The organism is Blastomonas ursincola (genome assembly GCF_013607875.1).
GTDB classification, from domain to species: Bacteria; Pseudomonadota; Alphaproteobacteria; order Sphingomonadales; family Sphingomonadaceae; genus Blastomonas; species Blastomonas ursincola.
In genome coordinates this window covers 29,170-42,117 of sequence record NZ_VDES01000003.1, presented here as the reverse complement: position 1 = coordinate 42,117, position 12,948 = coordinate 29,170, and the positions used below count along the sequence as shown (strand labels likewise).

Sequence of the window (12,948 nt, the reverse complement as noted above, 5' to 3'; positions counted from 1 at the left end):
GCCATTGGCCGTTGTCACACCCGGTCAGTGTCCCTAAGAGGGCGGGCATGTCGCAAGAATTACTGGATAACCGGGGCAAGGGCCTGGCGAGCTGGAGCCTGCCCCCGGTCCATCCCGAAGGTCGCAAATTCGCCGTTATCGCAGCAGGCATCACGCTCATCTTCGCGCTGATGGCATGGGAAACGCTGGCCTGGCCGATGGGCGGGCTCACCTTGTGGATCCTTGCGTTCTTCCGCGACCCTGCCCGGGTCACGCCGCTCGACGAGCGCTTCGTCGTCGCGCCGGCCGATGGCCTGGTCACCCTGATCCAGGAGGTCGCGCCGCCGATCGAGCTGGCCGACCATGACGGACTGGGCCCCGATCCGCTTTGGCGCGTATCGATTTTCATGAGCGTGTTCGACGTGCACATCAACCGCGCACCGATCGGCGGCACCATCCGGCGCATCGTCTATATCTCGGGCAAGTTCCTCAATGCCGATCTCGACAAGGCGAGCGACGAGAACGAGCGCCAGCACATCATGGTCGAGCGGTCGGACGGTCTGCGCATCGGGTTTACCCAGATTGCAGGCCTGGTCGCGCGGCGGATCGTGCCGTTCGTCAAGGAAGGCGATTTCGTTGCGGTCGGCCAGCGCGTCGGGCTGATCCGGTTCGGCAGCCGGGTCGATGTCTATCTGCCGCGCGGCACCGCACCCAATGTGGTCAAGGGCCAGCGCATTGTCGCGGGCGAAACCGTGCTCGGCATTGTCGGTGACGCACCGGTGCGCGAAGGGATCGCGCATTGATGCGACAGTCCCCTGCCCCGGCATCCGGTCCTTCAAGGAGCATCACGGCATGAGCGAGCGCGATCCGTTGGAGCGTCGCGGACGCCGCGGTCCGATCCGTTATCTGGCGGGACGCCGTTTTCGCCTCCGCGAAGGACTGACGCTGCGCGCGATGGTCCCCAACGCGATCACCGCCAGCGCCTTGTGCTGCGGGCTTACCGGCATCCGCTTCGCCTTGCAGGACCAATGGCCGCTGGCAGCGGGCGCGATCGTGCTGGCAGGCGTGCTCGACGGGATCGACGGACGCGTCGCGCGAATGCTCAAGGCGCAAAGCCGGTTCGGGGCCGAATTGGACTCGCTGGCGGATTCGATCGCGTTCGGTGTGTCGCCTGCCCTTGTCCTGTTCCTGTGGTCGCTCAACGAGCTGCCGCGCTTCGGCTGGCTTATCGCGCTCACGCTCGCGGTATGCTGCGCGCTGCGGCTCGCGCGGTTCAACGCGCAGATCGATCTGGAGGATCAACCGCACAAATCTGCAGGCTATCTCACCGGCATCCCGGCCCCGGCCGGCGCTGGCCTCGCCATGCTGCCACTTTACCTGTGGATCGAGACGGGTGAGGACATCTTCCGACACTATAGCGTCATCGGCCCCTGGGTTCTGCTGATCGCATTCCTGATGATATCGAATGTTGCGACCTTCAGCTGGTCGTCGCTCAATGTACGAAAGAACATTCGCCTGGAAGCGCTTGCTGTGTTCGCGATCACGGCAGCGTCGCTGCTTACCGTGCCGTTCATCACGCTGACGGCAATTTGCCTGATCTATCTGGCGCTAATCCCGTTCGGCATCGCATCCTACGCCAGGGTCAAGCGGCAGCGCGCCAATCCGGCTGGCTGACGCGGACGCTGCCGCGAACCGGCATCGCGATCACGTTGCGCGGGCTGTAATCGGGCGCGCGGTTTGGAACATAGGTCGCGACAGCACGCATCTGGCCCTGGGCAACCCGCCCCTGTCCTGCAGCGCGATAGGCGGCGAACAGCGCATCGAAGCGCTCCGCCGATCCGGCGAACGACTGGGCGATGACAAGCACGGCCCCGATTGCGGCGGCGGCGAAGAACAGGGCAATGGCTACAGCAAACATAACGCTACATCCTGACTTGCGTCCGCCGGATTGGAGCCCGGTGGAACATTGTGGATAACTCAGTGGAAAGCCATTGGTTCCATATCGGGACGATCCGGAGCCCTTGCCTCTCTTTGTATGTGTTTTGTTCCACTTATGTTTCGCATCGTCAACCGGAAAATTCGGTTCGTCGCACATTTTGAGACTGGATTTCGTGCGCCAGTTCGCCTAAGGGCCCGCTCGCACGCGGCGCTGTGCCGCATGCAATCCACATGGAAGACACACATACCGGTGCCCCGGCCACCCTTTGAGGGTCAGGCCCACAAGGTTCCCGTCTTCCAGAGGCACAACCGGAAAGGAAATCCCTATGGCGGCACCTGTCGTCACCATGCAGCAATTGATCGAAGCCGGCGCGCATTTCGGCCACCAGACCCACCGCTGGAACCCGCGCATGAAGCCGTACATCTTCGGCGCGCGCAACGGCATCCACATTCTCGACCTGTCGCAGACCGTGCCGCTGTTCGCACGCGCGCTCGAATTCGTCTCGGCCACCGTCCAGGCAGGCGGCAAGGTGCTGTTCGTCGGCACCAAGCGCCAGGCCCAGGCCCCGATCGCCGAAGCGGCCCGCGCCAGCGGCCAGCATTTCGTCAACCACCGCTGGCTGGGTGGCATGCTCACCAACTGGAAGACCATCTCGGGCTCGATCAAGCGCCTCAAGATGCTCGAAGAGCAGCTCGCCGGCGACACCTCGGGCTTCACCAAGAAGGAAGTGCTGCAGCTGACCCGCGAGCGCGATAAGCTCGAACTGTCGCTCGGCGGCATCCGCGACATGGGCGGCATTCCCGACGTGATGTTCGTGATCGACGCGAACAAGGAAGACCTCGCCATCAAGGAAGCCAATGTTCTCGGCATCCCGGTGATCGCGATCCTCGATTCGAACGTCGACCCGCAGGGCATCGCCTTCCCGGTTCCCGCGAACGATGACGCCGCGCGCGCCGTCCGCCTCTATTGCGACGCTGTTGCTGCTGCCGCCACCAAGGGCCGCACCGGCGCTGCCGTGGCTTCGGGCGCCGATGTCGGCGAGATGGCCGAACCGCCGGCAGAAGCCGCGCTGGAAGACGCCGCTGCCGATGCCGGCGACGCCGCCTAATCGGATTGGCTGATCGAGCCGGGCGGGGCCAGCCCCTGCCCTGCTTGCACAAAACTGACACATGCAGGGGCTACGGGCCGGGCATTGGCCCGCACCCGTGGCCCCTGCGTCCATATTCAAAACAAGGAACACGAACATGGCTGTTGTAACCGCTGCTACTGTCAAGGAACTGCGCGAGCGCACCGGCGCTGGCATGATGGACGCCAAGAAGGCGCTGACCGAAGCCAATGGCGATATCGAAGCCGCCGTCGACGCACTGCGCGCCAAGGGCCTGGCCACCGCGCAGAAGAAGTCGAGCCGCACCGCCGCCGAAGGCCTGGTGGGCATCGAGGTCGCCGGCCTGAAGGGCGTGGCCGTCGAAGTGAACAGCGAAACCGACTTCGTCGCCAAGAACGACCAGTTCCAGGATTTCGTCCGGAAGGTGACCTCGGTCGCCCTGACCACCGGTGACGATGTCGAAGCGCTCAAGTCGGCCGAATATCCCGATGGCGGCAGCGTCGGCGACAAGCTGACCAGCTCGATCGCCACCATCGGCGAAAACCAGTCGATCCGCCGCATCAAGACCGTCTCGGTCGATCAGGGCGTTGTCGTGTCGTACATGCACAATGCCGTCGCGCCGAACCTCGGCAAGATCGGCGTGCTCGTCGCGCTCGAAGGCGATGTCGCTGCCGACGTGCTCGAGCCGCTGGGCAAGCAGATCGGCATGCACATTGCGGCGGCCTTCCCGCTGGCGTTGAACGCCGATGGCCTCGATGCCGAGCTGATCGCGCGCGAGCGCAAGATCGCCGAGGAAAAGGCGGCCGAAAGCGGCAAGCCCGCTGAAGTGCAGGCCAAGATGGTCGATGGCGCGATCGCCAAGTTCGCCAAGGAAAACGCGCTGCTCAGCCAGCTGTTCGTGATCGACAACAAGACCCCGATCGCCGACGTGGTGGCCAAGGCCGCCAAGGATGCGGGCGGCAAGATCGTGCTCAAGGACTATGTCCGCTTCCAGCTCGGCGAAGGCATCGAGAAGGAAGAAACCGATTTCGCAGCCGAAGTCGCGGCGGCTGCAGGCCTCTAAGCCTTTAGCCTTTCAGCAAAAAGACGGCGGGTGGCCCCTGGGGCTGCCCGCTGTTTTTGCGTCCGCGACGCCCGATCGATCGCGTGACGTCAAACTGTGCAGGAACGTGCTTGGCAGTGCCGGATGCACTGACTATGGTGCGCGCCACTCGGCCAGAAGCGCCGCATTTCATTCCAGATACCGGAACATTCATGACCATCGCATCCTACCGCCGCATCCTCCTGAAGCTGTCGGGGGAAGCCCTGATGGGCGACGGCCAGTACGGCATCGATCCCGCCACCGTCGCGCGCATGGCCGCAGAGGTGAAGGCGGCCAAGGACACCGGGCTTGAAATCTGCCTGGTCATCGGCGGCGGCAACATCTTCCGCGGCATGGCAGGCGCAGCCAAGGGCATGGACCGTGCGCAGGCCGATTACATGGGCATGCTCGCCACGGTGATGAACGCACTCGCAATGCAGAGCGCGCTCGAACAGATGGGCGTGCCCACGCGCGTCCAGTCGGCGATCGAGATGGACAAGGTGTGCGAGCCGGTGATCCGCCGCCGCGCCCAGCGCCACCTCGAAAAGGGCCGCGTCGTGATCTTCGCCGCGGGCGTCGGCGCGCCCTATTTCACCACCGATTCCGGCGCGGCGCTGCGCGCGGCCGAAATGAAGTGCGATGCGCTGCTCAAGGGCACTAGCGTCGACGGCGTGTACAATGCCGATCCCAAGCTCGATCCCACCGCCGTGCGTTACGAAACATTGAGTTATGACCGGGTGTTGCAGGACAATCTCAAGGTCATGGACGCGAGCGCCGTGGCGCTCTGCCGCGACAATTCCATTCCCATCGTGGTGTTCTCGATCCGCGAACAGGGCAATCTTGCCCGCGTTCTGAGCGGCGAAGGCACCGCGACAACCGTACATCAGAAGGACTGAACCAGTGGCACAGTTTGACAAGAAAGATCTCGAGCGCCGGATGAACGGCGCGGTCGAATCGCTCAAGGGCGATCTTTCGGGCCTGCGCACCGGGCGCGCCAACACCACGCTGCTCGATCCGGTGACGGTCGAGGTCTATGGCGCGCACATGCCGCTGACCCAGATCGCGACGGTGTCCGCGCCCGAACCGCGCATGCTGTCGGTGCAGGTCTGGGACAAGTCGAATGTCGGCCCGGCAGACAAGGCGATCCGCTCGGCCGGCCTCGGCCTCAATCCGATCGTCGATGGCCAGACGCTGCGCCTGCCGATCCCCGACCTCACCGAGGAACGCCGCAAGGAACTGGCCAAGCTCGCCGGTCAATATGCCGAAAAGGCGCGCATCGCGATCCGCAATGTCCGCCGCGACGGCATGGATTCGCTCAAGACCGACGAGAAGAAGGGCGTGATCAGCGAGGACGAGCGCAAGCGCTTCGAGACAGAAGTGCAGAAGCTGACCGACGACATGATCGCCCAGGCCGATGCCGCCGCGACGCAGAAAGAAAAAGAAATTCTGGGCCAGTGATCTTTCGGCCCGGCCCCAAGCTGTCCAAGGCAGAGGCGCATTCCGCAGCGCCTGCACATGCGGGGCTGGCGCCTGCCTGCGGGTTGCGCCACGCCGCCATCATCATGGACGGCAATGGCCGATGGGCCGCGCGGCGCAACCTGCCCCGCTTTGTCGGCCACAAGCAGGGCGTCGAGGCAGTGCGCACCACCGTGCGCGCGGCCCGCGACATGGGGCTGGAGGCGCTGACGCTCTACGCTTTCTCGTCGGAAAACTGGAAGCGTCCGGAGGACGAGGTTTCGGACCTGATGGGGCTGCTGCGGCACTTCATCCGCGCCGATGTCGACGAGTTCATCGCCAATAACGTGCGGCTCAAGATCATCGGCAATTATCGCGTGCTCGCGCCCGATCTGGTCGAAATGATCGACGACATTGTGGAGCGCACGGCGCATAACAGCGGCACGACGCTCGTCATCGCGCTCAATTACGGCGCGCAGGACGAGCTTGTGCGCGCGACGCGTGCGCTTGCCGCTGCGGCTGCGCGCGGTGAGGTCAACGCCGACGCGATCGAGGCGGCGCATATCGATGCCATGCTCGACACCAGCGACCTGCCCCCGCTCGATCTGCTGATCCGCACATCGGGCGAGCAGCGGCTGAGCAACTTCCTGCTCTGGCAGGCGGCCTATGCCGAACTCTATTTCACCGACACGCTCTGGCCGGATTTCGACGGGAATTCGCTCGCGGAAGCTTTCCAGTCCTATGCCACTCGCGAAAGGCGCTTTGGTGGCCGCTGAACCGGTGAAGCGGTCCCTGTTCGGCCAGGATCTCGCGATCCGCACGGTTTCGGGCATAGTGCTGGTGGCGATCGCCGGAACCGCGCTGTGGCTGGGCGGCATCGCCTTCTGGCTGCTGCTGATGGCGGGTGCGCTGGCGATGCAGCACGAATGGGCCGGGCTGGTCGGGCGGATGGAGCGCCGCCGCCTGTCGATGCTCGCGCTGATGGCACCGCTTTCGATGCTCTCCCCCTTTGCCGATGGCCCCGGCTTTCTTTCGCTGGGCTTCATCATCGGCGGAGCCTTCTTCATCGCGACGATCGATCGCGGCTTTCGCCTCGCCTGGGGCGTGCTCTATTGCGCGCTGCCGGTCATGGCGCTGCTCTATCTGCGCCAGCAGGAGAACGGCCTGCTGCTCGCCTTCTGGACGATGGCGACCGTCTGGGCGACCGATATCGGCGCCTATTTTGCCGGGCGCGGCATAGGCGGGCCCAAGATCGCCCCGTCGATCAGCCCCAGCAAGACTTGGGCGGGCCTGGCCGGCGGCATGACGGCAGCGCTGCTGTTCGCGATGCTGCTGCGCGAGCATCTCGACCTGCCCTATATCCTCGTGCTGGCGAGCGCGCCGCTCGCCATCGTTGCGCAGATGGGCGACTTTCTGGAGAGCTGGATGAAGCGCCAGGCAGGCGTGAAAGACTCGGGTACGCTGATCCCCGGGCATGGCGGCATTCTCGACCGCGTCGACGGACTTGTGCCCGTCGCACCGATCGTTGCAACTCTGGTTGCAGCCAACGCATTTTGGGCGCTAGGATAAACATTCCATGTCGCGCCCCGAAACGCTCTCTCCCGGCCTGATCGTGCCGCCGCCGTCCGCTGAGCCGCGCTCGATCAGCATATTCGGCGCAACCGGATCGGTGGGCACCTCGACGCTCGATCTCATCCGCCTCAACCCCTTGGCCTATCGCATCGTCGCACTGACCGCGAACAGCGATGCCGCAGGACTGGCGAAGCTGGCGCGGGAATTCTCCGCCGAGGTCGCTGTGATCGGCGACCCGGCGCAGCATCAGGCGCTGGCTGAAGCGCTCGAGGGCAGCGCCACCCAGGCCTGGTCGGGCCCGCAGGCTCTGCTCGACGCGGCCGATCTCGACGCCGACTGGACCATGGCTGCGATCGTCGGCTGTGCGGGGCTCGCGCCGATCATGCGCAGCTTGCTGCGCGGACGCAGCGTTGCGCTCGCCAACAAGGAGGCGCTGGTCTCGTCGGGCGCGCTGATGATCGAGGCGGCGCGCAGCTCGGGGGCGACGCTGCTCCCGGTCGATTCCGAGCATAATGCGATATTCCAGTGCCTTGCAGGCGCCTCCTACGATCAGGTGCAAAGCATCACGCTGACCGCGAGCGGCGGACCTTTCCGCACATGGACACTCGATCAGATGCGCGTCGCCGGTCCCGCGCAAGCCGTCGCCCACCCCAACTGGTCGATGGGCGCGAAAATCTCGGTCGACAGCGCGACCATGTTCAACAAGGGGCTCGAGCTGATCGAGGCCTATCACCTCTTCCCGGTCGGGCTCGATGCCATCCGCATCCTGGTACATCCGCAATCGGTGATCCACTCGATGGTCGAGTATCGCGACCGTTCCACGCTGGCACAATTGGGCGCGCCCGACATGCGCATCCCGATCGCCTCGGCGCTGGCCTGGCCCGACCGGATCGCGACCGATTGTGCGCCGCTCGACCTTGCCACCATCGGCCAGTTAACGTTCGAACCGCTGGATAACGAACGCTTTCCCGGCCCCGGCATCTGCCGTCAGGCGATTGCAGCGGGCGGCGGCGCGCCCGCGATCCTCAACGCCGCGAATGAAATCGCGGTCGCGGCGTTTCTTGCCGAAGAGATCGGATTTCTCGATATTGCCGCAATTGTGTCGGAGGTCCTGGCAGGCTATAGCCCGCAGGAGCCGCAAAGCCTGCAGGATGTGCTGGCGATTGATCGAGAGGCACGCGTGCATGCTGCCTCCTCCGTGCGAACCAGGAACTGACCCTTGAACGAAAATCCCGGCTTGTTGCTGACCGTCTTCGCCTTCTTCCTCGTGCTCGGCCCTTTGGTGTTCGTCCACGAAATGGGCCACTATCTGGTCGGACGCTGGTTCGGGGTGAAGGCGGAGTCCTTCTCGATCGGCTTCGGGCGCGAGATTGCCGGATGGACCGACAAGCGTGGCACCCGCTGGAAACTGGGAATGCTGCCGCTGGGCGGCTATGTCCAGTTCGCGGGCGACATGGACCCCTCGAGCCGCGCCGATCCCAACTGGGCCGCCCTGCCCGCCGAAGAGCGCAACCGCACCTTCCAGTCCAAGACGCTCTGGCAGCGCGCGCTGATCGTGTTCGCGGGCCCTGCGATCAACTTCCTGTTCGCCATCCTGATCCTCGCCGGCTTCGCCTTTGCCTATGGCAAGAGCGTCACCCCGCCGGTGGTCGCAGGCGTGCTCCCTGGATCGTCAGCGGCGGAGGCCGGGCTGCTGCCGGGCGACCGCATCGTCTCGGTCGATGGCGAGCGGATCGAGTGGTTCGACGAGCTTGGACGCCGCATCGCTCACCGGCCAGATGAACGCATCACGCTGCGCGCCGAACGCGCCGGAAAGGTCCGCGAGTTCGATTTCAAGATCGGGGTCGAGATCCAGAAGGACCGTTTCGGCAACGAATATCGCATCGGTCGCCTCGGCATCATGTCCGCCAAGCCGGTCATGCGGCCAGTCTCGCTGGTCGAGGCGCCCGTGGTCGCGGTCGAGCGTACCGGCGATGTCGTCCGGTTGATGGTCGCGACCCTGGGTCAGGTCATCACGGGGCGCCGCTCGGTTTCCGAACTCGGTGGGCCGCTCAAAATCGCGCAGGTTTCGGGCGAGCAGCTCTCGGCCGGGCTCGACGACTTCATCTTCTTCATCGCGCTGATTTCAATTAATTTGGGGTTCATCAACCTGCTGCCAATTCCCATGCTCGATGGCGGTCACCTGCTGTTCTATGCGATCGAGGGAATCCGGCGCAAACCCGTGAATCCCAAGGTCATGGAATGGGCGTTCCGTTCGGGCCTGGCGGCCGTGCTGGCCCTGATGGTGTTCGTGACCGTCAACGATCTGGCATCGTTCGGCCTGCTCGGCTGAAAGACGGGTTGATTGATTGCGGCGGATGATGCAGGGGTTTGCGCACCGGGGCGGGTTATCGGACGGCAATGCAGGGACCGTCCGATGTTTTTTGGCTTAGGGTGGGTCTTTTTTTCGTGAAATCTGAACAGAAAATCGCCATTGGCGCGCGTGCCCTCGGCCTGTTGCTGAGTTCCACCGTTCTGGCGGGAACCGCAAGCGCCGCCTTCGCCCAGGCTGCAGGTCCGGCAGCCCCTCCCGCACCGCCCCAGGCATCAACTCCCGCTGCCGTGGTACCGCCTGCAGGCCAGCAGATCCGGTCGATCACCGTGAACGGATCGCAGCGGATCGAGGCGGATACCGTCCGTTCGTATATCCAGCTGCGCGTCGGCGACATCTATACCCAGGTTGCGGCCGACCAGGCGTTGCGCGACCTGTTCGAGACCGAACTCTTTGCCGACGTCGCCATCCGCAACAATGACGGCGCGGTGGTTATCGACGTCAAGGAGAACCCGGTCATCAACCGCGTGATCCTGGAAGGCAACAAGCGCATCAAGGAAGACAAGATCCTTCCCGAGATCCGTCTTGCGCCACGCCAGATCTTCACCCGCACCAAGGTCCGCGCCGACGTCGCGCGCATCATCGAGCTATACAAGCGCCAGGGCCGCTTTGCCGCCACGGTCGAGCCGAAGATGGTCCAGCAGGACCAGAACCGCGTCGACGTGGTGTTCGAGATCAACGAAGGTCCGCGCTCCAAGGTCCGCCAGATCAACATTCTGGGCAACGAGAAATTCTCCGACGGAGAACTGCGCGGCGAGATGGCGACCAAGCAGTCGCGCTTCTACCGCTTCTTCAGCTCGGGCGATTCCTACGATCCCGACAAGCTGGCCTATGACCAGCAGAAGTTGCGCCAGTTCTATCTGACCCAGGGCTATGCCGATTTCCGCGTGATCTCGGCAGTGGCCGAGCTGACCCCGGACAAGCGCGACTTCATCATCACCTATGTCGTCGAGGAAGGCGATCGCTACAAGTTCGGCGATGTCGGCGTCGACAGCCAGATTCGCGACTTTTCCGAAGATGGCCTCAAGGCCCAGCTGCCGATGAAGACCGGCGACTGGTACAATGCCAAGCTGGTCGAGGACACCGTGGAACAGCTCAGCGAAACCGCTGGCCTGTTCGGTTACGCGTTCGCGGACGTGCGCCCCAATTTCAACCGCAACCGCGAAACGCTCACGATGGACATCACGTTCGAGCTGGCGGAATCGGCGCGCGTCTATGTCGAGCGGATCGACATCAACGGCAACACGCTCACCCAGGACAAGATCGTCCGGCGCGAGTTCCGCCTGAACGAGGGCGACGCGTTCAACAGCTTCCTGGTCAAGCGCTCGGAAAACCGCATCAACTCGCTCGGCTATTTCCAGGAAAAGTTCGAGATCGAGCAGAAGCAGGGCAGCGCGCCCGATCGCATCATCCTCGAAGCCAATGTCGAGGAAAAGGCGACCGGCGAGCTTCAGCTCTCCGCCGGTTTCTCGTCGATCGAGAATTTCATCCTTCAGGCGTCGATCCGTCAGCGCAACTTCCGCGGCAAGGGCCAGACCGTCGGCCTCAGCATCAACTACTCGCAATTCTCGCAAGGGCTCAATCTGAGCTTCACCGAACCCTATGTGTTCGACAAGAACATCTCGTTCGGTGCGGATATTTTCCGCCGCGACCTCAACAGCTTCAACTTCGTTGGTAATTCGCGCAATACCACGTTCGAACAGCTAACCACCGGCGCATCGTTCCGTCTTGGCGTGCCGCTGACCGAATATGTCTCGGCGCTGCTGCGCTACTCGTTGACGGTCGACGACGTCACGCTCGACCGTACCCAGTTCTTCTCCGACCTTGACGGCAACGGCACGCTGGAATGCGACCCGGTCCGTGCAGGCTTCTTCCTGTGCGACAACCTGGGACAGCGCACGACCTCGCTGATCGGCTATTCGCTGATCTATGACAATCGCGACAACCGCATCCGTCCCACGCGCGGCCAGAACGTGACGCTGTCGCAGGACTTTGCCGGCCTTGGCGGTGCGGTAAGCTATCTGCGCACGCGTCTCAACGCGTCGAAGCACTGGCGCATCGGCCGCAGCGGCTTCATCTTCACCATTGCGGCAGAAGGTGGCCATATCATCGCGTTCGAGGACCGTGGCACGCCGGCACAGGGGATCGACGATATCCGCCTGACCGACCGCTTCTTCCTGGGGCAGCCGCAGATCCGCGGTTTCGACATCCGCGGCGTCGGCCCGCGCGTAATCCGTACCGGCTTCACGCCCGAGATCGTCAACGGCGCGATCGTCAACACCCCCGTCACCGGACGCCGCAACCGCGTCGATGACGCGCTTGGCGGTCGCTATTACTATCTCGCCCGTGCCGAGCTCGACATCCCGCTGGGCAGCGGCGCCCGCGAACTTGGCCTGCGTCCGTCGGTGTTCGTCGATGCCGGCGCCGTGTTCGGCGTGGTGCGGCCGCTGCTGCAGACGCCGCAGAACCGCGACGCGAACGGCAATCTGCAATATCTGGAACTCGGAACCGACACGCAGGGCAATCAGGTGATCAACACCGTGACCAATGCGACCAATGCCGCCGGTCAGCCCAATACGCCGAGCCTCGCCTTTACCGAACAGTTTTTCGGCGATTCGCCCAAGCCTCGCGTCACCGTCGGCTTTGGCGTCAACTGGAACTCGCCCTTCGGCCCGTTCCGCATCGATATTGCCCGCGCCCTGCTCAAGGAGCCTGGCGACGACACCCGTCTATTCACATTCAACGTAGGGACCCAGTTCTGATGAAACTCTTTCTGAAATGCACCGCCGCAGCCCTGATGGCTGCCGGCACCCTGGCTTCGGGCGCGATCGCTCCCGTTGCGGCGCAGACCGTGGCCGGTATCGCCGTGGCCGATCAGCGCCGCGCCGTGGTCGAATCGTCGGCCTTCGTCAACGCCAACACCGCGCGTCCGACCACCTACAAGGCGCAGTATGACGCCGCCCAGGCCAAGTCGAACCAGATCCGCCAGCAGCTCGAGCCGCTGGTGAACAAGTTCAACACCGACGTGCAGGCGCCCAACGCGCAGCAGAACCAGGCAGCGCTGCAGCAGCAGCTGGGCCAGATCCAGCAGCTGCGCGAGCAGGGTTCGCAGGAAGTGCAGGAAATCCTGCAGCCGGTCGCGCTGTCGGAAGCCTATGTGCTCGAGCAGATCAGCGACAAGTTCGACCAGGCGGTCCGTCAGGCGATGACCAAGCGCAAGGTCAGCATCGTGTTCGAAGCCGGCGCCACGCTCGCCCGCGCCGATGGCTATGACATCACCAAGGACATCACTGCCGAACTGAACGCGCTGATCCCGACCGCCCAGCTGGTCCCGCCGCAGGGCTGGCTGCCGCGTCAGCAGCGCGAAGCCCAGGCTGCGCAGCAGGCCGCCCAGGGCCAGGCCCGTCCGGCAGCCCCTGCCGCACAGCAGCCCGAAGGCCGGTAAG

At 64.2% G+C, this 12,948-nt stretch carries 13 protein-coding genes; 12 read left to right on the top strand and 1 reads right to left on the bottom strand.

Going from position 1 to position 12,948, the window contains the following annotated elements:
• Positions 1 to 47: 47 nt before the first annotated feature.
• Positions 48 to 782: a phosphatidylserine decarboxylase gene (locus FG486_RS14050; RefSeq protein WP_060978469.1), complete on the top strand. Its 735-nt coding sequence runs from the start codon at positions 48 to 50 to the stop codon at positions 780 to 782.
• A 49-nt stretch (positions 783 to 831) separates the two neighbouring features.
• Positions 832 to 1,653 (top strand): CDP-alcohol phosphatidyltransferase family protein, encoded by an 822-nt coding sequence (locus tag FG486_RS14045; RefSeq protein ID WP_181268018.1) that lies wholly within the window; start codon positions 832 to 834, stop codon positions 1,651 to 1,653.
• Here the strand turns inward: FG486_RS14045 and FG486_RS14040 are convergent.
• Positions 1,622 to 1,897 carry a hypothetical protein gene (locus FG486_RS14040; protein WP_060978468.1) on the bottom strand — a complete coding sequence of 92 codons (276 nt, stop codon included), beginning with the start codon at positions 1,895 to 1,897 and terminating at the stop codon, positions 1,622 to 1,624. The genes FG486_RS14045 and FG486_RS14040 overlap by 32 nt on opposite strands.
• Positions 1,898 to 2,243: 346 nt before the next feature.
• On the opposite strand from FG486_RS14040, the gene rpsB reads away from it, so the two are divergent.
• The 10 genes from rpsB to FG486_RS13990 all read left to right on the top strand — a co-directional run bounded on the left by rpsB (position 2,244) and on the right by FG486_RS13990 (position 12,947).
• Positions 2,244 to 3,026 (top strand): 30S ribosomal protein S2, encoded by a 783-nt coding sequence (gene rpsB / locus FG486_RS14035; protein WP_060978467.1) that lies wholly within the window; start codon positions 2,244 to 2,246, stop codon positions 3,024 to 3,026.
• Positions 3,027 to 3,162: 136 nt separating this feature from the next.
• Entirely contained in the window at positions 3,163 to 4,086 is a 924-nt protein-coding gene (gene tsf / locus FG486_RS14030; RefSeq protein ID WP_066282170.1) for a translation elongation factor Ts, read from the top strand.
• Between the two features lie 191 nt (positions 4,087 to 4,277).
• A complete protein-coding gene (gene pyrH / locus FG486_RS14025; protein WP_023836941.1) occupies positions 4,278 to 5,000 on the top strand; it encodes a UMP kinase in 723 nt (240 codons plus the stop codon).
• A gap of 4 nt (positions 5,001 to 5,004) precedes the next feature.
• Entirely contained in the window at positions 5,005 to 5,562 is a 558-nt protein-coding gene (gene frr, locus FG486_RS14020) for a ribosome recycling factor (protein WP_066282169.1), read from the top strand.
• Positions 5,559 to 6,335, top strand: coding sequence for an isoprenyl transferase (locus FG486_RS14015; protein WP_181268017.1), 777 nt, complete (start codon positions 5,559 to 5,561; stop codon positions 6,333 to 6,335). Before frr ends, FG486_RS14015 begins: the two co-directional genes overlap by 4 nt.
• A complete protein-coding gene (locus FG486_RS14010) occupies positions 6,322 to 7,128 on the top strand; it encodes a phosphatidate cytidylyltransferase (protein WP_181268392.1) in 807 nt (268 codons plus the stop codon). The genes FG486_RS14015 and FG486_RS14010 overlap by 14 nt, the downstream gene beginning before the upstream one ends.
• 7 nt (positions 7,129 to 7,135) lie before the next feature.
• Positions 7,136 to 8,347 (top strand): 1-deoxy-D-xylulose-5-phosphate reductoisomerase, encoded by a 1,212-nt coding sequence (dxr, locus tag FG486_RS14005; protein WP_181268016.1) that lies wholly within the window; start codon positions 7,136 to 7,138, stop codon positions 8,345 to 8,347.
• Between the two features lie 3 nt (positions 8,348 to 8,350).
• Positions 8,351 to 9,463 carry an RIP metalloprotease RseP gene (gene rseP / locus FG486_RS14000; protein WP_181268015.1) on the top strand — a complete coding sequence of 371 codons (1,113 nt, stop codon included), beginning with the start codon at positions 8,351 to 8,353 and terminating at the stop codon, positions 9,461 to 9,463.
• Between the two features lie 116 nt (positions 9,464 to 9,579).
• Positions 9,580 to 12,264 carry an outer membrane protein assembly factor BamA gene (bamA, locus tag FG486_RS13995; RefSeq protein WP_066282198.1) on the top strand — a complete coding sequence of 895 codons (2,685 nt, stop codon included), beginning with the start codon at positions 9,580 to 9,582 and terminating at the stop codon, positions 12,262 to 12,264.
• Positions 12,264 to 12,947, top strand: coding sequence for an OmpH family outer membrane protein (locus FG486_RS13990; RefSeq protein WP_066282162.1), 684 nt, complete (start codon positions 12,264 to 12,266; stop codon positions 12,945 to 12,947). Before bamA ends, FG486_RS13990 begins: the two co-directional genes overlap by 1 nt.
• The last annotated feature ends 1 nt before the right edge of the window (position 12,948 follow it).